The 25,659-nt window shown below is 51.9% G+C and carries 22 protein-coding genes; 6 read left to right on the forward strand and 16 right to left on the reverse strand.

What is annotated here, in order from left to right:
* Window positions 1-33 precede the first annotated feature (33 nt).
* Genes HF984_RS00720 through HF984_RS00730 form a run of 3 tightly spaced genes read right to left on the reverse strand, consistent with a single transcriptional unit; the run spans window position 34 to window position 3,665 of the window.
* Window positions 34-1,641 carry a sensor histidine kinase gene (locus tag HF984_RS00720; RefSeq protein ID WP_168613762.1) on the reverse strand — a complete coding sequence of 536 codons (1,608 nt, stop codon included), beginning with the start codon at window positions 1,639-1,641 and terminating at the stop codon, window positions 34-36.
* Window positions 1,642-1,667: 26 nt separating this feature from the next.
* Window positions 1,668-3,002 (reverse strand): nucleotide-binding protein, encoded by a 1,335-nt coding sequence (locus HF984_RS00725; RefSeq protein WP_168613763.1) that lies wholly within the window; start codon window positions 3,000-3,002, stop codon window positions 1,668-1,670.
* A gap of 3 nt (window positions 3,003-3,005) precedes the next feature.
* Window positions 3,006-3,665, reverse strand: coding sequence for an SAF domain-containing protein (locus HF984_RS00730; RefSeq protein WP_168613764.1), 660 nt, complete (start codon window positions 3,663-3,665; stop codon window positions 3,006-3,008).
* 279 nt (window positions 3,666-3,944) lie between these two features.
* Here HF984_RS00730 and HF984_RS00735 point away from each other — a divergent pair, with 279 nt between their 5' ends.
* Complete coding sequence (locus HF984_RS00735; protein ID WP_168613765.1) at window positions 3,945-4,163, forward strand: helix-turn-helix domain-containing protein; 219 nt, start codon at window positions 3,945-3,947, stop codon at window positions 4,161-4,163.
* Between the two features lie 3 nt (window positions 4,164-4,166).
* On the opposite strand, the gene HF984_RS00740 is transcribed toward HF984_RS00735, so the two are convergent.
* A complete protein-coding gene (locus HF984_RS00740; protein WP_168613766.1) occupies window positions 4,167-4,586 on the reverse strand; it encodes a hypothetical protein in 420 nt (139 codons plus the stop codon).
* A 265-nt stretch (window positions 4,587-4,851) separates the two neighbouring features.
* On the opposite strand from HF984_RS00740, the gene HF984_RS00745 reads away from it, so the two are divergent.
* On the forward strand, window positions 4,852-5,676 hold the full coding sequence (locus HF984_RS00745; RefSeq protein ID WP_168613767.1) for a LysM peptidoglycan-binding domain-containing protein: 825 nt from the start codon (window positions 4,852-4,854) through the stop codon (window positions 5,674-5,676).
* A gap of 5 nt (window positions 5,677-5,681) precedes the next feature.
* Window positions 5,682-6,188, forward strand: a complete 507-nt coding sequence (locus HF984_RS00750; RefSeq protein WP_168613768.1) for an Rv3235 family protein — start codon at window positions 5,682-5,684, stop codon at window positions 6,186-6,188.
* Between the two features lie 62 nt (window positions 6,189-6,250).
* Here HF984_RS00750 and secA read toward each other — a convergent pair whose 3' ends face one another.
* From secA to HF984_RS00800, 10 genes are all read right to left on the reverse strand, one after another.
* A complete protein-coding gene (secA, locus tag HF984_RS00755; RefSeq protein ID WP_168613769.1) occupies window positions 6,251-8,854 on the reverse strand; it encodes a preprotein translocase subunit SecA in 2,604 nt (867 codons plus the stop codon).
* 200 nt (window positions 8,855-9,054) lie between these two features.
* Window positions 9,055-9,744 carry a ribosome hibernation-promoting factor, HPF/YfiA family gene (gene hpf, locus HF984_RS00760; RefSeq protein ID WP_247596381.1) on the reverse strand — a complete coding sequence of 230 codons (690 nt, stop codon included), beginning with the start codon at window positions 9,742-9,744 and terminating at the stop codon, window positions 9,055-9,057.
* A gap of 219 nt (window positions 9,745-9,963) precedes the next feature.
* On the reverse strand, window positions 9,964-10,608 hold the full coding sequence (locus HF984_RS00765; protein ID WP_168613770.1) for a ComF family protein: 645 nt from the start codon (window positions 10,606-10,608) through the stop codon (window positions 9,964-9,966).
* Between the two features lie 231 nt (window positions 10,609-10,839).
* Window positions 10,840-12,522, reverse strand: a complete 1,683-nt coding sequence (locus HF984_RS00770; RefSeq protein ID WP_168613771.1) for an LpqB family beta-propeller domain-containing protein — start codon at window positions 12,520-12,522, stop codon at window positions 10,840-10,842.
* Between the two features lie 2 nt (window positions 12,523-12,524).
* Window positions 12,525-14,225 (reverse strand): MtrAB system histidine kinase MtrB, encoded by a 1,701-nt coding sequence (gene mtrB, locus HF984_RS00775; RefSeq protein ID WP_168613772.1) that lies wholly within the window; start codon window positions 14,223-14,225, stop codon window positions 12,525-12,527.
* Window positions 14,226-14,230: 5 nt separating this feature from the next.
* A complete protein-coding gene (mtrA, locus tag HF984_RS00780) occupies window positions 14,231-14,917 on the reverse strand; it encodes an MtrAB system response regulator MtrA (protein WP_168613773.1) in 687 nt (228 codons plus the stop codon).
* A 68-nt stretch (window positions 14,918-14,985) separates the two neighbouring features.
* Window positions 14,986-16,098: a uroporphyrinogen decarboxylase/cobalamine-independent methonine synthase family protein gene (locus tag HF984_RS00785; protein WP_168613774.1), complete on the reverse strand. Its 1,113-nt coding sequence runs from the start codon at window positions 16,096-16,098 to the stop codon at window positions 14,986-14,988.
* 4 nt (window positions 16,099-16,102) lie between these two features.
* Complete coding sequence (locus HF984_RS00790; RefSeq protein ID WP_168613775.1) at window positions 16,103-16,483, reverse strand: chorismate mutase; 381 nt, start codon at window positions 16,481-16,483, stop codon at window positions 16,103-16,105.
* A gap of 84 nt (window positions 16,484-16,567) precedes the next feature.
* The gene (gene mnmA / locus HF984_RS00795; protein WP_168613776.1) at window positions 16,568-17,752 is read right to left on the reverse strand and encodes a tRNA 2-thiouridine(34) synthase MnmA; all 1,185 of its coding nucleotides are present in this window, start codon (window positions 17,750-17,752) and stop codon (window positions 16,568-16,570) included.
* Between the two features lie 63 nt (window positions 17,753-17,815).
* Window positions 17,816-19,066 carry a cysteine desulfurase family protein gene (locus HF984_RS00800; RefSeq protein WP_168613777.1) on the reverse strand — a complete coding sequence of 417 codons (1,251 nt, stop codon included), beginning with the start codon at window positions 19,064-19,066 and terminating at the stop codon, window positions 17,816-17,818.
* Window positions 19,067-19,218: 152 nt separating this feature from the next.
* On the opposite strand from HF984_RS00800, the gene HF984_RS00805 reads away from it, so the two are divergent.
* Window positions 19,219-19,686: a TrmH family RNA methyltransferase gene (locus HF984_RS00805; RefSeq protein ID WP_168613778.1), complete on the forward strand. Its 468-nt coding sequence runs from the start codon at window positions 19,219-19,221 to the stop codon at window positions 19,684-19,686.
* A 73-nt stretch (window positions 19,687-19,759) separates the two neighbouring features.
* Here the strand turns inward: HF984_RS00805 and HF984_RS00810 are convergent, their stop codons facing one another.
* Window positions 19,760-21,301: a S1C family serine protease gene (locus HF984_RS00810; protein WP_247596382.1), complete on the reverse strand. Its 1,542-nt coding sequence runs from the start codon at window positions 21,299-21,301 to the stop codon at window positions 19,760-19,762.
* A 257-nt stretch (window positions 21,302-21,558) separates the two neighbouring features.
* Between HF984_RS00810 and HF984_RS00815 the strand changes: the two genes are divergently transcribed.
* Together HF984_RS00815 and HF984_RS00820 are read left to right on the forward strand one after the other, a co-directional pair.
* Entirely contained in the window at window positions 21,559-23,598 is a 2,040-nt protein-coding gene (locus HF984_RS00815) for a TPM domain-containing protein (protein WP_168613780.1), read from the forward strand.
* A 170-nt stretch (window positions 23,599-23,768) separates the two neighbouring features.
* Window positions 23,769-24,485 (forward strand): PspA/IM30 family protein, encoded by a 717-nt coding sequence (locus HF984_RS00820; protein ID WP_168613781.1) that lies wholly within the window; start codon window positions 23,769-23,771, stop codon window positions 24,483-24,485.
* A gap of 121 nt (window positions 24,486-24,606) precedes the next feature.
* Here the strand turns inward: HF984_RS00820 and udk are convergent, their stop codons facing one another.
* Window positions 24,607-25,242, reverse strand: a complete 636-nt coding sequence (gene udk / locus HF984_RS00825) for a uridine kinase (RefSeq protein ID WP_168613782.1) — start codon at window positions 25,240-25,242, stop codon at window positions 24,607-24,609.
* Between the last annotated feature and the right edge of the window lie 417 nt (window positions 25,243-25,659).

Consider the following 25,659-nt stretch of genomic DNA (forward strand, 5'->3'; position numbering starts at 1 on the left):
GGTAGTTGGATTAGCCAACTACCGCCATTTATTTTAAGTATGCGCCCCGACCAGGATCGCATCGATGATTACTTTTGTACCTCGCGGTTCATTATCTTCCCAACGGATTGATCCGTTGAGTTCGCTTGCCACCAGCGTCCGTACAATTTGCATGCCCAATCCATCTCCAGAGGATGAGTATGTACCAACACCCGATGACTCAATTTTCTTAACTCCCATGCCACGGCCGTCGTCAGTGATTGTGACGGTCAATGTTTGCTCTGCTCTCGAATTAACTGAGCGATGAGCATCCATGGTAACGGTGCCGGTTTCGGTGCCAAGTCCGTGCTCAACCGCATTGGCTACAACCTCATTGATAACCAGTGCTAAGGGGGTAGCAAATTTACTGGGCAACGCACCAAATTCGCCGGTTAGGACGGTACGAACGTGCTGTCCGGGAGAAGCCAGTTCAGCTGCCAAATGAAATTGCCGCTCAATCAAACCATCAAAATTTACGTTTTGGGTGAGACCCTGCGATAAAGCTTCATGGACGGTGGCAATTGTTGCAACTCGTCGCATCGCCTGTTCAAGCCCCTGACGCGCCTCATCACTTTCCATTCGACGTGCTTGAAGCCGCAACAGAGCTGAGACGGTTTGAAGATTATTTTTGACGCGGTGGTGGATTTCACGAATCGTCGCGTCCTTAGTCATTAATTCCATTTCACGACGTCGCAGCTCAGTGACATCGCGACAAAGAATAATGGCGCCAAAACGTTCCTCACCCAGTGCTGTTGCGCGACGAAGCGGTATAGCCCTGAAAGTAACACTCACTGTATGTGTGCGGATCTCAGAGCGCCACGGCATTCTCCCTGCCAACACGAGCGGAAGGGTTTCATCAACTTGATCGCCTTGAGGAAGCAAATCTCGGGTAATGGATGTAAGGCTGTGGGTTTCTAGGTCTTCTTCAAACCCCAGGCGTTTATAAATGGAAACCGCGTTGGGCGATGCGAAAGTAACGTTACCTTCGGCATCTACAGTAATCAGACCATCGCTCACTCGCGGGTTACCTCGCGAAGACCCAACGGGCGCAGAAAATTCTGGCCAGATTCCTCTGCTCGTCATCCTCAGCAGTTCGTCTGCGAGCTCTCGGTAGACAAGTTCTACGTGAGTACGCTGGCGTGGCTTGACGGTTTCTGAGTGCAGAGTAAGAACAGCTAAGGTGCGACCGTTTCGAATCAGAGGTACAGCAGTTGTCTGCATGTCTAGCCCGGCAATAGTCTCGGAGTCAGCGAACCTTTCGGTTTGTTGGGTCTTCCACACGCGGTGCGCAATTGCACGTAGCTGGGGCTTCATCTGCTGATTGATAAGGTCCTTATAAAACAGGGTATGCACTGTAGAGGGGCGTACTTGCGCCACCGCCGTGAAGTTACTGTCTTGCGTCGGGCCAACCGGATAATCACGCAAATGCATGACAGTAGACTCAAACTGGGTAGGCAACCACAGAACGAGATCACCGTGAGCGGTGTCAGCAATAATCTGCCAATCCCCCACCAGCAAGTGTAACCATTCGGTGTCTCCTGGGCCGTATTCGGCGGCTTCAAAAATAGGCTTAGTAAACAACAGCGCAACTCCAGCTCGTGACAGGCAGAATAATTTGAGCATACCGTGTGTACTGCCCAGGAGTCGATTTATCGCTTCTTCCCAGGAAAAGTTCCCCTCAACGAAAAACGCGTTGATTGAGTGGGAGACGTTTCGTGCTGTTGGTGTGCATTGGGTTTTCTCTCTTTACCGATTGCTGTCTGCGCCATTTTCTCGAATGCAGTTGAGAGCTCATGCCCCGGTGAAAACTCAATCATTGTTTTTCCTGCTGAAATTGCTTTATCCAGCTCTGCACGGGCATAGGGAACAAAACCGTTCAGTTCCTGGCCGGGACCAAAACGTTGCCATGCGCGCTCAAGTTCTTCTTCTGAACGTCCACCGGTGATCTCGGAGCGCACCTTATTGAGCCACACAAAGACCTCTGCTTGAGGCAAAAGTTCAACATGACTGCGGGTGAGTTCCTCATAAGCACGCACTAGTCGGGGAAAACCCACGACATCAGCAGCGCCGATCAGCACCACGGCATCGGCCATTTCGATAGCAGTCAGCGTTGCCCCGTTTCGCCGAGGCGCCACCCCGTCAAAACTAAGTTCCTCATCAGCCTCTACGCTAAACCCGGTATCAATCACCACAGCGTCATATCGTGCTTTGAGAAACGTCAGCACATCAGCCAACGGTTTTTCCCTTATCTCAGCCCAACGGTCAGGACGCGTCAGTCCACTGAGAACATCCAAGTAGGTGTTACCGACAGCAATTGTGCTCTTTAAGTTCTCGTAGTTTTCCTCATCTAACTCAGCGTGGTCCGCCAGATGACAGACCTGCGACAAGCCAGAGTATTCATCAATAAGACCAAGAGAAATTGCAACGGAAGGTCCGTAAGTATCTGCGTCTACTAGGACAACGGAGTACCCCTGCTGAGCCAGCGATGTTGCCAGATTTGTAGAAACAGTGGTGCGTCCCGGCGCTCCGCCACTACCCCATACAGTAATCACACGACCGCGGTCATCATCAGTGCCGCTTTCTGAGGCAGACAGAGTATCTTCAGGTTCAAGGGCATGGGTTGCAGAGGATGCTGGAATGTCATCGATATGCGCCACAGCATAAGAAATCGCTTGAATAACCTCATCCGGTTCAGCCAAGGAGCTGATGCAATAGACACCTGAGATTTCAATTTCTTCGCCGGGGTCGCACACAGCGACAACAGCAACGTCAACATCCTTGAGTTGCGCGACAAAGGATGCGCTGAGGAACTCTTGAAAGTCAGAAACTAGCAGAGCTGCACGCACGATGCCTGTCTGACCCAATCCGTACACTTCAGAAATATCATGAACATGTCGAGCAACGCTCACTTCACCGCGCTGAGCTTCAATATCGCTAATGAAACGGTTAGCGTGGTCGGCATAGACAACAACTGGAATATTCACGAACTAACCTTTCTGTGAAAAGTCAGTAGGAACAAGGTTGATTTTTTCTTCGTTGTTGATAGCGCGCAGAATTGTGCCCAGTGCATCTTCGCTGACCAGCAACTGCACCGCAGATTTACCTGTTCCACCCATGAGAGTCTCTTCGTTACTAATCTTAGAAATCTCAGCACCTTCCATCACCACGGTGGGATCGGCAAAGCTATTGCCGGCCCCGTCCTGCTTGGCTGATACCCAGACATCTACCTGAGTTCCCGCCGTCAGGGTGGATGCATAGGCACTGTCTACGGTAACCGTTGCTAATCGGCGTCCATCCGTATTTTGGGTAGATACTGCAGCAGAAGGAAGCAGCTGTCCGCTTGCAATGCGTGAGGTAGCAACAGCTCCTTCGGGAATACCCTGTTGCTCCGAAACATAAAGATTTTCAGCATCGGCTAATCGAACGTCAATCAGGGAATAATCATCAGCAGAGATTTTTTCGCCCACGCTGATATCGTGGTTCGCTTTGTAATAAGGCGCAGTTTTATTGCCCAGCCTCAAAATCCCAATAACAGCAACAATTGAGACTGCTATCAGCAGAAGGCCAATGAGTAGGCGGGGGTCTTTAAAGCCTGGACGCTGAAAACGAGCACTAACAGCGGTCGCGTCAGATTTTTTCGATGCCATGTGATATTCCTGCGAGGTAATCCGGTGTCACCCGGTGTGTGTCAACTATGAAGCCAGCAATAAGCTAACTCACGGCAATTTTCAGTCAGGACACACCAAATTACAAGCTAATGCACCCTCACAGAATGACCCACACAACAAATAGCCAAGTCACATCGACAATCATTAAACTTCATCAAACGACACAAAACTGCGGAAAAGGTGAAAATATCCACCACACGACCGACAAACCGTGCAATGATGAAGAACAGTACCACTCCCCCGTTCTAAGGAGCCACCGTGGCAGAACCTCGATTCCTCACCCTTCCAGAAGTCTCAGAAATCTTAAATATCACCCTTTCCCAAACGCGTCAGCTTGTTAAATCAGGAGAATTGCAGGGAATACAGATTGGTGGCCGCAACCAATGGCGAGTTGAGAAAATCAAGCTCGAAGAATACATCTCTGAGGCGTACGCAAAGACCCAACAGTCAATTGCGAAAGAACGGCAAAATGCCTAAAGACTAAGAACCAACAGCAATAACCGACGATAACGGCAGGACTCTCATCCCCCTTTGAGTCCTGCCTTTTTCGTCTTCTCCTCGAACAGATACTTCAACAAAATCAGCACCTACCCGCTCAATCACGCCTTCGCTCATAGAACCGGATACGTGGTAAAACCTCACGTGCGCTCGCGCACGGGAAAGCGCTCTCAACGCAAACGCAAAAGACAGCTTTCGATTCACTGATGAGGCATCTACGTGTGAGAATTTGTTTCCGCCTTCCCAAAAGTCAATAGCGGTCAAAGGAATCACCAGGGACTCAGCACGAGTATTTAGCTGTATCCAGCCTTGACCGATGCCATCCAAAACACCGATGAGCCGTTGCGAATCGACGGTAAAGCAGGTAATCAGCTCCCCAATTTGCGCAGCGAATCGATCCATGTGCTGCACCCTGGAAAACTCGTGCCGCCTCACCTCTTGCGCGTCCTGCTCCATTTCCCGCATCTTGGCAGCGTTCAGCTGCACTTCATAATCTCTAAAAATTCTGTCTAAATTTGCCATACCCTCAGGGTACTCTCGCGCCATAAGCCTCACCCATCAGACCCCACCGATACTAAATATTTGGAAAAAAGCTTTACTTTCTCAAACAAAAGATAGATACTCTAAACATTATCAAATGACATCAAATGAAACGTTTAGGGACGCAATGAGCGAAAATAATCGCAATCATCAGGATTATGAAGCGTGGGTGGCAGCTCTTCTCACGCCGCTGGTAGCCAGCGTGGCGCTTGCGCTCTGTTTTTTGCTCTTGACGCTTGCCGAATACTTATCACCGATTGAACGCACCATCATTATGGTAGTTACCATCAGTAGCGCCTTAATTCTGTGCTGGTGGTTATTCGGGTTTGTAACTGTGGCGGTGTTGTCCGCCTACCAGAAAGCTTCAGGAAAAGCAGTTTCAATCCCTCGCTGGATGCCAAAGGTTTTGAAGAAGCTGGCTATCGGGTCCATCGGTCTTAGCATTTATGCTGCACCAGTTGTTACGTCCATAGCACCAGCAACCGCAGTTGAACAATCGTCAGCGCAACACCTCACCGATTTTGTTGAACATGATTCGTCCCTGAGCTCCGCGCAAAAGAACTCCATATCATCGTTTTTCACAGCACCAGCCGATTCGACCGCAGATAAAGATCTCACTTCGTTCTTCTATGACACCGGTCTTTCAATACAAGAAGTCGATGTCAAAACATACACCAATCAGACAGACCCATCCATCAATCCATTCTTCACCGTGACCCCTAGAGAACCTCTAGATGCAGGTGATGCTAATTCAAGTGGGCTTCACACCGTCGTAGCCGGAGATTCACTTTGGACTATTGCAGAACACTATTTACCTACCGATTCCACGGATGCACAAATCATGGAGTTTGTAAATGAGATATACCAGCTCAACGAATTCCAGCTAGATTCCATAGACACTTTGATACGGCCCGGCCAACAACTTCTTATCCCCGCAACGCAAGAAAGATAATCATCATGAACTCCCCAGCACCTCGCGAACACAAGCCCTATGCAGTTTCAGCCGAACACTACATGCTGTTAAGGCAGTCATTCAAACAAGCCAACCCATCTGTCATCACCCCCTCAAGCGGCATACCGCTTGAAGAAGCATCTTCACTCTGTCAGTCGGTTGAAACCATGTGCAGCGGTTTATCAATAGCCGTTCTAGAAATCTTTGCAGGAAAACGTGGAGCTCAACAGATTGCAAAATGGTTCTCATCCGAATGCCTCATGAAAATCAAGCGCCGCGCAGATCTCACTCGCCGAGTGCTGATTGCCAAGGCACAAAATGAGCATCAGCATAATCCATTTACGCAAGACCTCACCCGGCCTAAAGTTCGCAGGGCACACGCTCAGCAAATTAATGAGTCAACTATCGAGGCCTGCGTCATTGTTGAGGACGGATACAGAGTCCGTGCACTTGCTTTCCGAGTCCAAAAAATCCGCGCTATGTGGAAGGTTGTCGAAATCGAGATTGCTTAAACAAAATAGCCGGGGTGACACACTGAAATCAGTGTGTCACCCCGGCTATTGCTTTCTAAAAGCTACTTATTTTCCTGTACTCGCACGTCAGTGCCGCCGTCTTCAGAAGGCGCTGAATACTTCAAGAATTTAGGCTGCGGAGGCAGGTTCATCTTGATGCTTGAAGAAGTAGTACGCTGCTTTGAAAGATCCAAGTTATACAGGTAGCCAACGGTCTCTTCACGAATAGCTTCCATCATGGACTGATACATGGAGTAGCCCTCACGCTGGTATTCAACCAAGGGATCGCGCTGAGCCATTGCACGCAGGCCGATACCTTCCTTGAGGTAGTCCATCTCGTACAGGTGCTCAGGCCAACGACGTCCGATAACGGAGAGCAACACGCGGCGCTCAATCTCACGCATCGCTTCAGAGCCGACCTTGTTTTCTCGTTCCTCATAGATGTACTTCGCATCAGTGAGCAACTCAGTAATCAGCATCTCCTGAGTGAGCTTGGTTCGATCCCCAGCTTCTTCAATCATGTCGTCAATAGTGATTGACACGGGATAGATCGGCTTCAGAACATCCCACAGCTTCTCGAGATCCCAATCCTCAGGGTGACCGGCGGTGTGTTCAACGATGGTTGAGACTACAACCTCATCAATGAACTTTTGAATCTGTTCCTGAATATCTGCACCGTGCAAAATTTCAGCACGGTCTTTGTACATCGCCTCGCGCTGACGGTTTAGAACATCATCGTATTTGAGGATGTTCTTACGCTGCTCAGCGTTGCGAGCCTCAACCTGTCCCTGAGCAGATGCAATGACGCGTGAGACTAACTTGGAGTCCAACGCGGTGTCGTCGGGGGCACCTGCCATCAGGCGACCTGCTGCTTGACCGTTGAACAGGCGCATCAAATCGTCAGTCAATGACAGGTAAAAACGAGATTCGCCGGGATCGCCCTGACGGCCGGAGCGACCGCGAAGCTGATTATCGATACGGCGTGACTCGTGGCGCTCAGTACCGAGAACATAGAGACCACCGAGTTCTACAACCTCGTTGTGTTCAGCCTCAACCTCTGCCTCGCACTGTTCAAGAATTGCAGGCCACTTCTGCTCGTATTCTTCAGGGGTTCGGTTGGGATCAAGACCTAAGGTCTCCATCTTCTCTACCGCATTGAACTCTGCGTTGCCGCCGAGCATAATGTCGGTACCGCGTCCTGCCATGTTGGTAGCAACAGTAACTGCGCCCTTACGGCCTGCCTGAGCAACGATTGCAGCCTCGCGTTCGTTGTTCTTAGCGTTCAAAACTTCGTGGCGGACGCCTTCTTTAACAAGCAGCTTAGAGAGGTATTCGCTCTTTTCAACGCTGGTGGTACCCACCAGAATAGGCTGACCCTTTTCGTTGCGTTCCTTGATGTCTTCAACAACAGCGCGGAACTTAGCAATTTCGTTCTTGTAGACCTTATCGGACTGATCAGTACGCTGAACGCCCTTATTAGTCGGAATCGGAACAACACCGAGCTCGTAGGTGTTCATGAACTCAGCAGCTTCAGTTTCGGCGGTACCGGTCATACCCGAGAGCTTGTCGTACATACGGAAGTAGTTCTGCAGGGTAACGGTAGCCATGGTCTGGTTTTCAGGCTTTACTTCGACGCCTTCTTTAGCCTCGATAGCCTGGTGGATGCCTTCGTTGTAACGTCGACCGGGCAAAATACGGCCGGTGTGCTCATCAACGATATGCACCTCACCATTGACGACCACGTAATCTTTGTTGTTCTTGAACAGTTCCTTAGCCTTGATCGAATTGTTCAAGAAGCCGATTAGAGGAGTGTTGACGGATTCGTAAAGGTTTCGAATACCGAGGTGGTCTTCTACCTTATCGATGCCGGATTCGAGAACGCCGATGGTGCGCTTTTTCTCGTCGACTTCGTAGTCTTCATCGACCTTGAGGCTTTGAGCCATGCGCGCAAATTCACCGTACCAGCGGTTGGCTTCGCCGGATGCGGGACCTGAGATAATGAGCGGGGTACGGGCTTCGTCAATGAGAATTGAGTCGACCTCATCGACGATAGCGAAGTTGTGACCGCGCTGAACCTGCTCCTCGAGCGCCCACGCCATGTTGTCGCGGAGGTAGTCAAAGCCAAATTCATTGTTCGTACCGTAGGTGATATCTGCTAGGTACTGCTGGCGACGCAACTCAGGGTTCTGGTTAGAGAGAATAACGCCGCTTTCAAGACCCAAGAAACGGTAGACGCGTCCCATGAGGTTTGCCTGGTATTCAGCAAGATAATCGTTCACAGTCACCACGTGAACGCCCTTACCGCTGAGTGCATTGAGGTATGCCGGTGCAGTTGCCACCAGGGTTTTGCCCTCACCGGTTTTCATTTCAGCGATGTTGCCCAGATGCAGAGCGGCGCCGCCCATCAGCTGAACATCGTAGTGGCGCTTGCCCAAGGTACGCTTTGAGGCCTCACGAACCACGGCGAAAGCTTCGGGAAGCAAAGTATCAAGTGATTCGCCGTCTTCAATGCGAGCGCGGAACTTATCGGTTTCTGCACGCAAATCAGCATCCGTAAGTTCTACCATGCTGTCTTCGAGCGAATTAATAGCATCGGTATAGGTGCGAAGCTGTTTGAGGACTTTCTTGTCTCCGGCGCGGAGTAGTTTTTCCAAGAAAGATGCCACGACTTGTGCTCCTTGAGGTTGAAGACGGTGAAATATAGTGCGTTACTTGCACGCAGACTAACAACTCATTGTAAATCACGCGTGCAAAAAATAAATAAAAATATAGCTGTCAGCACACAAATATGTGCAGGTGAGGTATAAAGATGAAGGACGCCGTCGAATTTTTTCGGCGGCGTCCTTTGGTGTGAGGGGTCTAATTTTTATGCGGTTTCTTCACCGAGTGAGATAACACCGTAGGTCCATCCCTTACGGCGGTAGACTGCGCTGGGCGCTCCGGTTTCAGCATCAATGTAGATGAAGAAATCGTGGCCAACGAGTTCCATGTGATCGACAGCTTCTTCGGCGGTGAGCTTGACCGCGGGGAAGGTCTTACGGCGGATTTCGATGGGCGATTGAACCTCATCGGTCAGTGCGTATTGGTTATCGAATGCTGCTTCTTCAAGCGGTACATCGTCGTAGTGAATTTCGGTGACGGAGGTCTGGTCACCGACAATTGGCTTTGACCCTGTTGCCTCTGAAACTGATACGGGGGCGCGTCCACCATGACGCTGGTCTTTGCGGCGGTCGCGGGCTCGGCGAAGGCGTTCAAGTAGCTTGCCGTAAGTATCGTCAAAGACTGAATATTTATCTGAGCCTACTGATTCAGCGCGAAGAACGGGACCACGGCCGGTTACGGTGATTTCAACTCGGATGGTGTTAGGGCCGGTGCGTCCGTCTTTGGTGAATTTGACTTCGATGTCAGATACGTGATCGCCGAGTTGCTCAAACTTTTCAGCCTTGCTTTCAACGTATTCATGCAGTCGGTCAGTTACTTTGACGTTGCGTCCGTAGATGTTCAGTTCCACGATTGCCTCCAAAGCATTAGCGGCGAGGACCATGAAGCGGTTCATGTCCGGGAGTTTCTTGCTCCGTAGTTCAACTGTAGCCCTTTCAAGCACCAAAAATCATGTGTTACATCACATTTTTGTTTGTTTCACCTAGTAGCCGACATATTTGTTCTTGACTGCAGAAGTGTTGGAAAATGGTGACAAGCGGGCAAAAATCACTCGTTATTTTCTAGCTCAGCATATTGTTTGTTGCTTGAAGTCTGTTGCTCCTGCACAGCGTACTCAGCAGTTCTTGTTCTCTAGCTGCTTTGGGAGAAGCTCACTTCGGCGGGGCACTGCAGCCACGCTCGCATAGCCGATAACGCGTGCACCCATCTCCGCTAAAACTCGCCCGGTTTCGGCCATTGATGCACCTGTAGTAACTACGTCGTCGCAGACGATGCAAGGGGTATCGCGTAGGTCGATAGAGAACCCCAGGTACATGCTCGGTAAGGTCGCCGGAACCATGCTGCGATGGATGCGTGCCCAGCGGGCTTGCGCGCCAAGATTTTTCTGTCCGCTGGCCTGGGATACCTTTCGACCTACCGACACAGCGGGGATAACACGGGTGATGTTAATACCCTGCAGCTTGAGGTCTCTATGGGCAGTTTGGGCCAGCACTTCAGCCGGGGAATAACCTCGTTTTTTCGTGTTCTTTGAGGACGATGGAACCGGTACAAGGACGCACATTGACGGGTTTTCATGTGCTTCAAGGATAAGTTGTATCGACCGAGCCAGTCCTCCCCCAAGAACCCTGTGCTGATCGTATCTGCCCTTGTTCTTGAAGGCGAGGACAGTCCGGGCTAACTCATGTTCATAGACCCCGGCTGCAACCACATTGTTCAAAGGAACACGCAGGTGAGGTACATGCACATTTAGCAGGCTCATTCTTACCAACTGTGAGCAAGCCGGACACAAGCCATTGTTGTTATACAGCTCTATTCCATAGGTGCGACAGCTGGCACACGTTTGAGGTACAGCAAGCTCCGCTATCTGCCACACACTCTTTCTGATACTTGAAAAGTTCATATCAGATATAGTGATGCATTTTTTGTAGCTTCTTGGAGTTACCCGGAAACTGTGGACATCGTGTGTCTGTGGATAACGCCGACCTATTCCCTAGCCTGAATAGTTGAAATCGTGCATACTGCTCTCAACGCGCGTCCACCCGGATGAGGTGAGGCGATACAGCGTTGAATCTTTAGTTTCAGCCATAATCTGGTTGTCGCCACCACCCACGGTAAGCTTTGTCAGCCCCTTGAGAGGTTCCAGGGAACGACTAATGCCAGAAAGTGAAACAATCTCCGCTGTTCCTTCTTCATAATTAGCAACCACAATCTCCTGATCAGAGGTGAAGTCAGCATAATCAGGGATGATTGAGGTACCGATACGTACAGGTTCTTGAAGTCCGGTGGGTTTACCATCTTTGCCGCGGATCACCCCAGAGACCCACACGTACGAGTAGGTTCCATCGGTTCCCGTCAACACCGCGCGAGAGCCACCTCGCGAGATGTTAATTGAGTGGACGGAGTACCCGTTGAGCCACGGCACCTCAAGATCTTCAGGCTCCGGATTTTCAGCGGTCGAAGATACAACTGAGATCGTTGAATTATCGTGAGCTACCCATGCCCAGTGCAGGTAATCAAAACTTGGCTGGGAAAGATCGTTACCCGTTAGGATCTGCTGTGCTTCGCCATTACGCACCAGCCACATGTTCTTGCGATCTTCGCTCAGGTAGCTGTAAATACCGCGCGCAATACCCATAGCAGGCAAGGTAGCATTCGCTCCCTGCGGCGTATAAACAGTACTCTGGCTAGCAGGATCGTCAATTTGCGAGCGAGTAACGAGTGAGCCGTCTTCGGTGCCAATCACAGAATCAGGCACCGAGGGATCAACGATGGGATTTGCCTCAGACAAGGTGCCTGTCTGCACCGCCTGACCATTCAACAAAAGCTTCACAGAATTAATATTTGCCAGCGAAGTCAGAGTCTCATTCATCTGCGCGTTAATGCGCTCAATGGTCAGTTGTGAGAGGTTATTGCTAATTCCATCACCAGAAATGTCAATATCAGCGGTACCGCCGTCAACCGGCACCGAGTTACGCGTCAGCTTGGTTCCCTCCGGCACTGCCGAGACCACCGCGTCCTTAAGATACGGTGCAGGCCCCTGCAAAAGAACTCGAATCAAAGAGGTAGCAACAGTATCGCGATCGGCAAACCAGCGTACATCCGGCACCGCATACGAATAAGTCGGGTCAAAGAAATACAGGGTAAACGGGTTGTACACCTGATCAAACTGGTTCTGTTGAAGAACTATTTCTCCCGGAGCTGAGCTAATACGCCAGTTGCCGTCCACGCGTTTGAGCTCAAACTCTAAGTTTTTTGTTTCATTGGCGTTGAAAGAAGTAGCAATGCCGCGGTCATCAATCTCAGAAGTTGCAGGCACACTCACTTTATAGCTATCGCCAGAACTATTAGTGATGCTTGGCTGATCAGAATAAACCACGGTGTGATCATCTGGTGCCCAACTTTGAGCGTAATCGTCCGTCAAAAATTCTCGTGCGACCTTATAGTCATCGCGAACGCCAACTCCTGCGTTTAAAAAGCCGCGAATAATCTCTTCAGGTGAAGCACCGCCAGCGGGGCCGTCAATCTCGATGCTCTCACTCGTAGAGGATGCTGTGGCGCGCGGATCCGCATAATGGTTAACGGAACCGCTGGTGGGAATGCCGGCACACGCGTTCAACGCCAAAAGTGCTACAGAACTGACGGTGATAACTGTTAGACGAGATAACTTTGCCATGGCTACTTTTCATCCTCAGCGATAGGTGAAGCACTTGTCATGATAATCGGAATCGAAGTCGATGCGGTGGACGGCGCCTCCAACTCGAAATACTTCACATCGGGCTCACCGCTCAGCAGTACCGGGGACTCCCCCAATTCTGCTCCCTGGGTCAAAGGAATAGTCATTCTGAAGCAAGCACCTTCACCAGGGCGTCCCCAGGCCTCAAGGGTACCTCTGTGCAGATGCACGTCCTCTGCAGAAATTGAAAGTCCCAGACCGGTACCGCCCAAAGTACGTTTGCGCGAAGGGTCAGCACGCCAAAAACGGTCAAAGACATGGTCAATAGCATCCGGTGATAGCCCCACACCGTGGTCGCGAACAGCTACACCCACCGCGGTATCGCTGGCAGCAACATAGACGTCGATGGGACGCCCCTCGCTGTGCTCAATCGCGTTGAAAATAAGGTTACGCAGGACGCGCTCGATGCGTCGGTGGTCCATCTCTACGGTGAGCTCAGCGATATCCGTATGGACTTCTAAGGGTGCTCCCACGCGCTCCAAATGAGGCTGAGCGGAATCAATGATTTCATTCAGCACTGTCAAAATATCAGCGGGCACAAGATCCAGGGTTGCTGACCCCGCGTCGAAACGAGAAATCTCAAGCAAATCAGCAAGCAAGGTATCAAAACGATCGACCTGGTTATACAGCAGCTCGGTAGAACGTCGGTGAAGAGGGTCAAGACCATCGCGAGCATCATGAAGAAGTTCAGCTGCCATACGAACCGTCGTCAACGGAGTGCGCAACTCATGCGAAACATCAGAGACAAAACGCTGCTGCATCGTAGAGAGAGTCTCAAGACGCGAAATCTGTTCCTGCAAGCTATCAGCCATTTTATTGAAGGAAACACCGAGTCGCGACGTCTCATTAAGCCCCTGAACATTAACGCGCTGATTGAGATCCCCCGCGGCCAGCTTTTCTGCAGTAACAGCTGTCAGACTGATAGGACGAATCACGGAACGGGTAATCAGCCACACGATAGAGACAACGACCAGTAGCATAATGGCGAACCCAAGCCACAGCACCAGGCTGATGTACTGAGCGATCTGTTGCGAACTGGAGAGGTCATAGACGAGAAACAGCCCGTATTCGGGGCTCTGCGGTATGTTGATGCGAGTGCCCACGACAACCACAGGAACTGGACTACCGTTTTCTTGAACAGGCATCTGCGCAGATTGCCAATAAATACCGTCTTGCCCGGCGACGGTATGCACCAGATCCTCTGGTATATCATCGGGGTTAGCCCACGAAAATTGGGCCTGTTGTTGAATAAAACTCTGAGAATTATCAGGTTCAGTCGGTATCAGCATCCACTGTCTTTGAGAGTCGGTGCTACCTGTCTCAAGCACCGTCAAGAATCTACGAACATCCGACTCAATCTCTGTGCGATCAATCGCGTCTGAAGAATCAATAACACTTTGCACGTTCGTAAACCCTGCTGAGGATTCCTCAAGTGCCTGGTCAAGCCGACCGTTAAAGAGCGATGACGCAATCTGGCTAGAGAGGAAGGTTCCCACCACAACGAAGGTAATCATGAGCAAAATGATTGCCATCGCCACAGCGCGAAACTGCAGGGAATGCTGCCATCGCCACGCCAGTTGTTTAATCGGTGATTTATACCAGCGTTGCGATGTCGGTGAGGGTGTAAGAGATTCTTCAGCCATCTGAACTATCGGATGTTAGCGGGAGCAGCTTTGTAGCCGACGCCGCGAACCGTCAAAATGATTTCAGGGTTTTCGGGATCCTGCTCAATCTTTGCGCGAAGACGCTGAACGTGGACATTAACCAGGCGAGAATCAACGGTTTTGCCGTAGCCCCAGACGTTATCAAGCAGAGCTTCGCGCGAGAAAACCTGGCCGGGCTGACGGGCCATGTTCACCAGAAGATCATATTCAAGCGGTGTCAACGCGATGAGGGCGCCGTTACGGGTAACGCTGTGGCCCGAAAGATCAATAGTGAGACCACCAATATTGATGATTTCGCTATTCTTGTCTTCGCGCGGACGCAAACGAGCGCGAATGCGAGCAAGCAACTCAGCAGGTTTGAAAGGCTTAGCGATATAGTCGTCTGCCCCTGCTTCGAGTCCCTTTACGACGTCCTCGGTATCGGACTTAGCGGTGAGCATGATAATCGGAACTTCAGTGACCTTGCGCAACTCAGTGCAGACCTCGATACCGTTCATACCGGGCAGCATCAAATCAAGCAAAACCAATTCGGGTTGATGCTGTTCAAATGCTTCTACAGCTTGATCTCCAGCGGTACAAAATACGCTTTCGTAGCCTTCTTGAGACAGGACGATGCCAACCATTTCTGCCAAAGCGTCATCGTCGTCAACAACTAGAATCGTTGCGTTCATGCTCCTCCTCGCGTGAGCAAAAAATATCTGACTCTTTATATTACGTGTTTTGCCGGTGGTTAGTGCATTTACTCAGAATTTTGCGCGGTTTCAGACAGCGCTGTGGCGGTTTCTGTCAGGTGGGCCAACACCGCTGTGGCATGAGCTGGACTGCAATGTTCTAGGGACGCGGATTCAGTGAGGCTAATCTGCGACAGCTGAGCCGCCGGTAAGCCGACGCGTCGCCACGGCCCAAAAATTGAATCAACAAGCGTCCTCACCGATTGTTTGGCGTGAGGATTCACGGTTGCCAGCCACAGACGCTGGCCGGCTTCAACTAGAGCCGCGATCTTTTCCCAGTCGGAGTCTTTGTAACCTTGGACGCTCTGAGCAACCGCCTCAAATGGCTGGAGGAAAGAAACCGGAACGACCTGTTGCCCCACGTTGATAACAGGCTGAGCGTTCTGCTGACGCACTGCTTGAGTCAGTACATCAAAGTTTTCGTGAACCTCGTGAGGACGCAATGCGCGCAAGGTGCGATAGCCACTTGATGTGGCGATAGTGCCCTCTAGAATACTCACCATATCCAGTTCATCAAACTGCACAATGAGTTTGGCGCCGGGAGCCGCCTCACGGAGCGATTTGAGCTGATCTTCTAAACCAGCAATCAATGAATCACGCACATCGCGGCGAGCGCCGACATCGCTCAACACTCTCTCACCGTTCGTCAGATAAAGCTGAGCGCTTAGACTCAGCGGACCCACAAACTGGATCTTCAGCTCACGCGGCTTGGCGCTTTCTTTACCAATAACATCGGCTAGAACATTAATGTCAGAAGCAAAGGTATGACGCGCCCACTGGCTTTCTTGCGAAAAGCCGGAATTAATACGCCAGCCGGCTGATGTTCCGTCGGCTTCAAGTCCCTCGAACGTTGCAATGGTTCGTGCCAGAGTAGTGGCTTGAAAACCGCGTTGCGAAAGTTCCGGAAGGTACGAAAGATGCGGATCGCCTAACTCCCCGCGAACACGGGTTACCGCGTCCACGGCGTCTTCACCGGGCCACCTGCCTAAAGCAGTTGCCTGAACAAAAAACTTTGGCTCAAAATTAATGTCGTGCTCCAAAGCTTGCGCGCGCAAATCGGCAAGCAACGCCCGCTCGTTTTCATCTAAAATCTTGTAGCTATCGGCCACGCGACGGTTCACAACGCTAGCTCTCTCGTGTCTGCTCAGCAATTCTTTCGTGGTGACGAATCACCTCAGAAATAATAAAGTTCAAAATTTTTTCAGCGAACTCGGGGTCAAGATGAGCTACCTCAGCAAGCGAGCGCAGTCGCTCAATCTGGGCAGCTTCACGATCAGGATCGCCAGAGGGAAGATTATGCTCTGCTTTGAGATAGCCCACGCGTTTAGTAGCCCTAAAACGCTCAGCGAGCACATGCACCAAAGCGGCATCCAAATTATCAATACTCTGACGAATAGAGTAAAGCTCTTGCAACACGGCTTCATCTACTGTTCCACGCAAAGAACTCGCTTCTGCATCGAATTCTTGGTGTGCCTGTACGTCTTGGGGGTTTTCGGCTGAAGTCATATACCTAGTCTAAAAGCTATGAGACCCACTTCGCGAAATGGGTCTCATAGCTTGCCCACCATTTAGACAGGTGTTGTGTTGGTTTTAGACGTCTGCGCGGTCGAGTGAGTACGCGCGGTTGATCGTTGCCTGCCCAAGGACGCGGGTGTCCTGGTACATGACGAGGGTTTGCCCCGGTGCTACTCCTCGCAGCCCCTCTTTCAGACGCACGACGATTTCAAGGCGCAGAGCGTTTTCATCGTTTGATTCATCGTCGCTGACCCATTCAAGATGCGCGGAAGACAGTACAGGGTCTGCGTGGGCACGCACCTGAGAGGTGATATCAATGTCAGCACTCGCTGCGCCAACCTCAGCCGGGCGCTGGATGAATTCAGCGAACTGAGCAACGGGTTCACCCGCCCACGTGCAGCGGATGCCGCGGATTTCTTCAACGGCAAGAAGTTCCTTGGATCCTACAATAACTTCGTTGCTCTTGGGTCTGATCTCCAGCACAAAGCGGGGCTTACCATCGGGAGCCGGGTGACCAATTTTCAGCCCCTTACGCTGACCGACGGTAAATGCCTGTGAGCCCTCGTGCTGACCGAGCACGTTGCCTTCAGTGTCTTTGATATCGCCGATGTTCATCTCAATATGCTCAGCCAGCCACTCGCGGGTATCACCCTCAGGAATAAAGCAAATATCGTAGGAGTCAGGTTTCTTAGCCACAGAGAAGCCGCGGCGTTCAGCCTCAGCACGCACCTCAGCCTTAGACGGAGTATCAGCTAGGGGGAACCACGCATGCTTGAGCTGCTCATGAGTCAGAACACCGAGTACATACGACTGGTCCTTCGCCCAGTCAGCTGCACGGTGCAACTCACGATTACCGTTTTCATTCGTAATCACTTTGGCGTAGTGACCGGTAACCACCGCGTCAAAACCCAAAGCCACTGCCTTTTCAAGAAGCGCAGCAAACTTGATCTTTTCGTTGCATCGCATACAAGGGTTGGGGGTGCGACCGTGCTCGTATTCAGAGATAAAGTCATCCACAACATCCTCTTTGAATCGCTCGGAGAAATCCCACACGTAGAAGGGAATGCCGAGCTGATCGCACACGCGACGCGCATCCATGGAATCCTCGATAGTACAGCAACCACGGCTACCGGTACGCAAAGTACCGGGCATACGAGACAGCGCCAAATGAACGCCAACAACATCGTGACCAGCTTCAACCGCACGTGCGGCAGCTACAGCTGAATCCACGCCGCCACTCATCGCAGCAAGAATCTTCATAATTTTCTATCCTTCATCACGCATCCGCGTGCACACATCATCAGTAAATACGTAAAAATTGCGTTAGTGCCACAAGGCGGCGTCGGGTGTATGCGCTGCAAGGCCTGCTTTTTGGGCCTGTTCAAACGCCGCGGGCAAAGCCTTGATCAAAGCTTCAATATCTTCTGCAGTGGTGCTGTGCCCCAGCGTGAAGCGTTGCGCACCACGCGCGGTCACCTCGTCGAGTCCCATTGCTAGCAAAACATGTGAAGGACGCGGCACCCCGGCGTTGCATGCCGAGCCGGTGGAGCTTTCAATACCAGCCATATCTAGCAGGAACAGCAAAGAATCTCCCTCGCACCCTTCAAAGGTGAAGTGAGCATTATTGGGCAATCGACGCCACGGCATTGAACCAAGCTCTTCGTTACTCTCGGGGTGGGGGCCTCGCAAAGTGGCCTGGGGAATCAGCTGCTGTACTCGCTCTACCACGGTATTTCGAAGCTGAGCGATCCGGGTTGACTCTTCAGCGAGATTCTCCCCCGCGCTGGTAGCTGCAGCGGCAAAACCAGCGATGGACGCCGCATCGATAGTGCCCGAACGCACCGAACGTTCCTGCCCGCCGCCGTGCAATACAGGCATCATGGCCGCAGAACGCGTGGCAATCAGCGCACCAACGCCCATAGGTCCTCCGATTTTGTGGCCGGAAATCGCCATCGTGGTCACGCCGGATTCACGGAAATTCACCGGAATAGCGCCGAATGCCTGAACAGCATCGGTATGCATTGGAATATCAAATTCTTGAGCGATTGCAGCGATTTCAGCAATAGGCTGGATGCTCCCGACTTCATTATTTGCCCACATCACCGTCACCAGCGCTACAGATTCGGGGTCAGAGGAGACCTCGGCGCGTAGTGTCTCAAGGTCCACGACGCCGAACTCGTCAACCGGCAACCAGACCGCCGTCGCGTCCTCATATTTTTCAAGCCATTCAACGGCGTCGCCCACTGCATGGTGCTCAATAGAAGACACGAGAATTTTGCGGGCAGCAGGGTTAGCTTCGCGTCGCTTCCAGTACAGCCCCTTAATAGCTAAGTTATCCGCTTCGGTGCCGCCCGATGTGAAAATGATCTCAGCGCTGTCGCATCCGGCAACACGCGCAATTCTCTCACGCGCCATTTCAACGGTAGACCGCGCACGACGTCCCGCAGAGTGTAGCGATGAAGGGTTACCACCGGCTCGCATTTGAGCAACAACAGCATCAACAGCCTCAGGCAAGGTGTCGGTGGTTGCCGCGTGATCAAGGTAGATACGAGCCACGATTATTCCTTTACGCATCAAATATTTAGGGACGAGGGGCGAGAACTATTCTACGGTGCACGCAGTGTTTATGCGCATGAGATATGCCACGAACTTAATAACCGTTGGCTATCCCCTAGGTCTCAGTGCGTACTGGGCGTTTTCAGCTTTGGAGCACTAAACTTACCTACGTGTTCAAAATTCTTTTCTATACTCCCGAAATTCCCGGCAATACCGGTAATGCTATTCGTCTAGCAGCTATCACCGGTGCCGAATTGCACTTGGTCGAACCTCTTGGTTTTAACTTTGAATCCGCGCATCTGCGTCGTGCCGGGCTGGACTACCATGACCTAGCTGTCATGACAGTTCATAAAACTCTTGAAGACGCGTGGGACGCCCTCATGCCGGCACGAGTTTTTGCTTTCTCCACCACGGCAACCACCAGTTTTGCGGATATCGACTATCAAGAAGGCGACGTGTTGATGTTTGGCCCTGAATCTGTGGGCTTGCCGCCAGAGGTGCAGAATGATGCTCATATTACCGAGCGCGTGAAGATTCCGATGCTTGAGGGCCGCCGTTCCCTCAACCTCGCCAATTCCGCCTCTATCGCGGTGTACGAGGCCTGGCGTCAACACGGTTTTGCCGGAGGTTCGCTGTAACACTAACAGTGTCCCCGTAGCTCATCAGCTACGGGGACATTGTTAGTGAGCTCAGCGCTTTTGCCGAACCTTATTAGTTATTGGCGTTGTCAGAATTACCGAGCGTTATCTCAACTTCCTCAGTACTGTTTCCTCGCTGGACTTTAGCCTTCACGGTGTCGCCGGGGGCAGCCTGACGTACAGCGGCGGTGAGTTCATTCGCCTCGGAAATTTTCTTTCCGTTGAACTCTACGATGACGTCGCCTTCCTTTAGGCCGGCCTTTTCAGCGGCTTCACCTGAAACAGTGGACTGAATAACAGCGCCGTCGCCAAAGCTCTGGCTTGAATCGTTGTTTGCCGGTGAGCTGCTAACGGATGCGCCAAGGTAGCCGTGTGATGCACTACCGTTTCGAATAATTTCTTGAGCGATACGCTGGGCGTAGTTAATCGGAATGGAGAAACCAACGCCAATGTTGCCGGTGCTACCCTCGCTTGAGGATGAGCTAGAACCAGCTGACGCAATAGCAACGTTAACGCCGATTACCTCACCCTGGGAGTTCACCAGCGCACCGCCCGAGTTACCGGGGTTCACCGCAGCATCTGTCTGAAGCACGTTCAAAGAGATAGTATTCTGAGCCTGCTGTTGTTGGGATTGGCCGGGCAACTCGAACTGGAAAGGGGAATCCTGCTGCGAATTCTGAGAACCGCTGGTCTCTTGATCGCCTTCAGGTGCTGCGCTGGATGCGACTTCTATAGTGCGGGAGAGCGTTGAAATAATACCGTCCGTCACGGTGCCATCCAGACCCAGCGGCGCGCCAATAGCCACAGCGATATCGCCCACGTTGAGCTTGTCAGAATCTCCTAAGGTAGCCGGAGTCAGGTTCAGTCCTGAGGGATCAATTTTTACCACCGCGAGGTCACTGGTGGGGTCAGTACCAACGATGGATGCCTTCTTAACGGTGCCATCAGAAAGTTTCACCTCAACATCAGCGTTGGCAGCTGACCCGTCAAGAGTCACCACGTGAGTGTTGGTGAGAATATGCCCCTGATCGTCAAACACAATGCCAGAGCCAGAGCCTGATGCACCAGAACCAGCAACTGAAATAGTGACCACCGATGGCGTCGCCTTCTCAGCTGCCGCGGTGACGGTGTTGACCGAATCGGTGTTGTTCACGATGGTGGTGCCGCTTGAAACGGTTGAGGCGTTGCCGCCGTGCGAACCGAGTGTTGCGGCGCATCCGCCCACGCCACCACCGATTAAAGCAGCGAGCGCTGCTGAGGTGAGCAGCAATCGGGTGGTGTGCTTTTTACGCGGGTTCTCGTGAGTTACGGGGTACTGCTCTTGCCCAGGCTGCGCATAGTAGCCGTGAGAATTGTCGTAAGCGCCCTGCTGCGGGTAGCCATAGGGGTTGGACGCTTGCCCCTGAGCGGAGCTATAGCTTCCGGACGCCTGATGGTTGTATGCCTGCTGGGAGTTCTCCGTGTGATGTCCCTGAAGCGGAATAGTTGCATCTGCATCTGCCCCGGGAGCACCCCACTGTGAAGAGTTCTGGTGATACGATCCAGCACCGGCCGGTGGATTCTGCTGGAATTCGGGGTTGTTGTCGCGGGACTGTCCCCAGGGGTTGTTAGTCATCACAACTCGCTTTCGTGCGTGCATGTCAAAGTTTTACTTAGCACCTACTATGCCTTGCGGTTCTGTGCTAATCGTGAACCAATTCTGAAAGTTCACTGAAAGTATTCGTTACGTTTGACCCACATTTTTTGTTGTGCCTGCCGCGAACCCGCTAGCCGCACCTGTTCGATGTTCCCTCCGACACCTACAATGATTTAAAACGACGCTCCGCTCTCGAGTACTCACGTCTCACGGCAGTTAGACAGTAAGGACATTTCATGACGCCCAAGTCTTCGCATCGTACGCTCTTTGCCTCTTTGGCTGCGCTCGGTCTGATGGCCTTGCCCACCGCCGCGTTCGCTGAGGCGCCCATGGATTTAGATCCGGGTGTGCGCATCCTCGACACCACAAAAGCGCTTGGTGACACCTCTACCCTGCAAAGCGATATTGATCAGCTGGCCACAAATGAGCACGTTAATCTTTTTATTGTAACAGTAGATTCTTTTGAAAGCCCTACCAACTCTCAGCAGTGGGCCGACCAGTTTGCCAAACTCAATAACCTGGGTACCAATGACGCTGTACTTGTCATTGCAACTCAGGACCGCCAGGCGTACTTCACTGCAGGTGGCAACGGCGTCCTTTCTCAAACCCAGCAAGAAGAAATCTACAACAATTACATCTTCCCCAAGCTGCGTAGCTCCGACTATGCAGGTGCTGCTGAGGCAGCCATCGAAGGAATTGATGCCAAGCTTTCTGGCACTTCGTCCTCTTCTGCTAATAACTCCTCAGACGGCGGAGTTGGCACCGGCGTAGCAACACTGGTTGGTGTTGGTGCGGTAGCCGCTGGCGGTGCTTACCTTGCAACTCGCGGGCGTCGCAAAAAGAAATCTTACGCACCGCAACAAGGCAACAGTCAGCCGTACGCTAACGGCGCTCCTCTCCCGCCCCTTGAAGATCTACGAAAGCAAGCCGGAGCTTTGCTGATTCAAACCGATGACGCAATTGCCCACTCAGAGCAAGAAATTGAGTTTGCTCGTGCACAGTACGGCGAAGAGCAGGTGGCGCCGTTCGTTACGGCTATTGCAGAAGCAAAGCAGCACATTCAACGTTCGTTCCAACTTCAGAAACAGTTAGACGACGATATTCCCGACACCGAGCAGGATCAGCGCGCTTGGCTGGGCGAGATTATTGCGCGCTCGCAGGACGCTCAGAAATCACTCAATGAACAAAATGAGAATTTTTCTGCTTTGCGCAAGCTGGAGCAGAATGCCCCTGCTGCCATTGACCATGCTGAGCAAACTATTGCAAACGTTGAGGCATCGTTCCCAGAAGCGCAGCAAACGTTGGATCAGTTGCAGCGCGATTACGCGCCGAGCGCTTCAGAGCATGTTTCTGACAATATCGATCAGGCACACAGACGTTTGAATTTTGCCCGTACCACGTTGGCCGAAGCACGCACACTAGTAGATACCAATCGCTCCGAGGCGATTATCAAATTGCGCGCGGCAGAGGAAGCAGAAGATCAGGCTCAGGGCTTGCTCAACGCTATTCGCAACCTCAAAATCGAATTGGCTCAGGCTCAAGAGTCACTCAATCAGGCTTTGTTGGTTGCAGCTCGCGACGTTGCTCAGGCTCAGGAATATTCCCGACACGGCGGCAATACGGCTGAGCTCGCATCCGCTGCTGCTGGCGTCAATGCGGTTCTTGATGAGATTAGAGCCTCCAGCGCCAACGGTAAATCCGACCCGCTGGCTCTCACAGAGCGCTTACAGGCTGTTCGCAGCGACCTTGACCGTGCCTTGGGCACCGTGCGTGAAGTCAACGACCAACAAAATGCAGCGCGTCAGAACCTGCAACACGCATTGATCTCGGCGCAGGCTCAGGTTTCAACTGCTAGCGATTATGTATGGGCTCGACGCGGTGGAGTACGCCAGGATGCGCGTACTCGTTTGCGAGAAGCAGAACGCCATCTTCAGGACGCACAGGCCCTTCAAAACACCGACGCGGTTACCGCCTTGTCGCACGCTAACGACGCCATCCGTCTTGCCAGCGAAGCGCAGCGCATCGCTCAGAACGATGTTGATGATTTCAACCGTTACGGCGGCGGTGGCGGACGCGGCGTTGACTTCAACTCGGCGATGCTCGGCGGTATTTTGCTCGGCGGAATCCTCAACGGAGGCAATCACGGCGGATTCGGCGGCGGCTGGGGTGGCGGAGGCTCCTTCGGCGGCGGAGGTTTCGGCGGTGGCGACTTTGGTGGCGGCGGCTGGGGCGATGGCGGCTGGGGCGATGGCGGCGGAGCAGGCGGCAACTTCTAAGTCCGGCGTACTCTTGCGTCCTGCGCTGAAAATTCAGCGCAGAGCGCACAGATTTTCAGCCTTCACACAAAAACCTCCCTACCCAACGTCAGGGCGCCGTGAGAAAATAGATATATGTAGCTCACCAAGCATCCAGCTTGAAGCTTCACCTCGAAAGGTAAAGGTAATTCATGGTAAAGCAGTCAATTTTTGGTCGTATTGCTCAGCTGACCAAGGCGAATATCAACGCACTGTTGGATTCCGCTGAAGATCCGCAGAAGATGCTGGATCAGATGGTTCGCGACTACACCAATAACATTGCAGAAGCAGAGCAGGCTGTGGCTCAGACCATCGGCAACCTTCGTATGCTCGAGGAAGATCACGCCGAGGATCTCCGCGAAGCTGAGGAATGGGGTTCAAAGGCTCTCGCTGCATCCAATAAGGCTGATGAGTTCCGTTCCGCTGGCGATACCGCAAATGCTGACAAGTTCGATAACTTGGCAAAGGTCGCTCTAGGACGCCAGATTCAGGCTGAAAGCGAAGCTAAGGCAGCAGAACCTCAGATTGCTGCTCAGACCGAGGTTGTTGAAAAGCTCAAGGACGGCCTGAACAAGATGCATGAGAAGCTCACTGAGCTCGCCAACAAGCGCGATGAGCTCAACGCTCGTCAGAAGTCAGCATCCGCTCAGCTTCAGGTCAACGACGCTCTCAAGTCGTTCGACGTTATGGACCCCACCAGCGAAGTTTCACGCTTCGAAGAGAAGGTTCGCCGTGAAGAAGCGAAGGTTCGCGGCCAGCAGGAGCTCGCAGCGTCCTCACTCGATGCTCAGTTCAACGAGCTTGAAGAGCTCGGCAAGCAGTCAGAGCTTGATGCTCGCCTTGCAGCGTTGAAGAACAAGAACGCATAGCGTCTGGTTTTCCGCATAAGGGCCAAGAAGCTGAAAGGTCCCGCATCCTTGATATCTAAGGATGCGGGACCTTTTCTTGTGTCAGCTTAGCCTGGTTTATTTTCGGCGCTGTGACAGTGGGTTAGACAGTCGGTGTGGGGTTTTGCCCCAGTTCAAGCTGACGGTGAATACGGTGGATCAGCATATCCAGCGCTACCATGTTCTTGCCTTCTGGGATGATGATGTCAGCAAAACGTTTTGAAGGCTCCACGTGCAATTCGTGCATGGGTTTGACGGTGGCAAGGTACTGATTTTGTACTGACTCAATGGTGCGTTTGCGCTCCACAACATCGCGGCGCATACGGCGAAGAATGCGTACATCGGCATCGGTATCAACAAAGATTTTGATATCGCAACGTTCGCGAATCTCAGATTCGGCGAAAATGAGGATGCCTTCGACGATAATGATGGGTCGGGGCTGAACTGGAATGGTTTCTTCGCTACGGTTGTGCACGGTGTAGTCGTAGACCGGGGTCTCAATGGCTTGTCCGGAGATTAGCTCGTCGAGCTGGGCGGTCATCAGTTCGTTGTCGAAGGCCTCTGGCGCATCGTAGTTCAGCAGTTCGCGTTCTTCATAGGTTAGCCCATCGTTTCGCTTGTAGTAGTTGTCGTGGTAGACAACAGCTACTTGGCCTTCGAAAGATTCTACGATTGCCTGCGTTAAAGTGGTTTTTCCCGATCCGGTACCACCGGCAATACCCATGACGAGCGGTTTCATGCCCTATCCCCTGTTCGTGCGCGTTTGGTGACTGATAAAAAGTTTTGCTCTATTCTTCCATGTTTTGCGGTGTGAGGACGCGTGTGTCTGGTTTTTGTGCGCAGGCACTCACCCGGTTTGCCAGTAACTGCTCGGTTTTTGATGCTGTCTTTAGCGGGATAGATTGCCACAAGAAGCGGCGCATGTAAGGCTCTGACCCTAAGTTTCACAACTTGATAATAAATTATTTATCAGATTGATAATTTCTTATATATTTTCAGATTTTAAGCGTGTAACATGGATTACATCTTCCGAAGAACCGGGAAATCAGGAAAATCTGCCGCAGCGCAGCATCCACGAGTGAGAGAAAAATTTATCATCCCGCAATACCCCGCGGACACTGATAAAAATTTTTCACCCTACAGAGGATTCCAACTC

It is taken from the genome of Rothia terrae, assembly GCF_012396615.1.
GTDB classification, from domain to species: domain Bacteria; phylum Actinomycetota; class Actinomycetes; order Actinomycetales; family Micrococcaceae; genus Rothia; species Rothia terrae.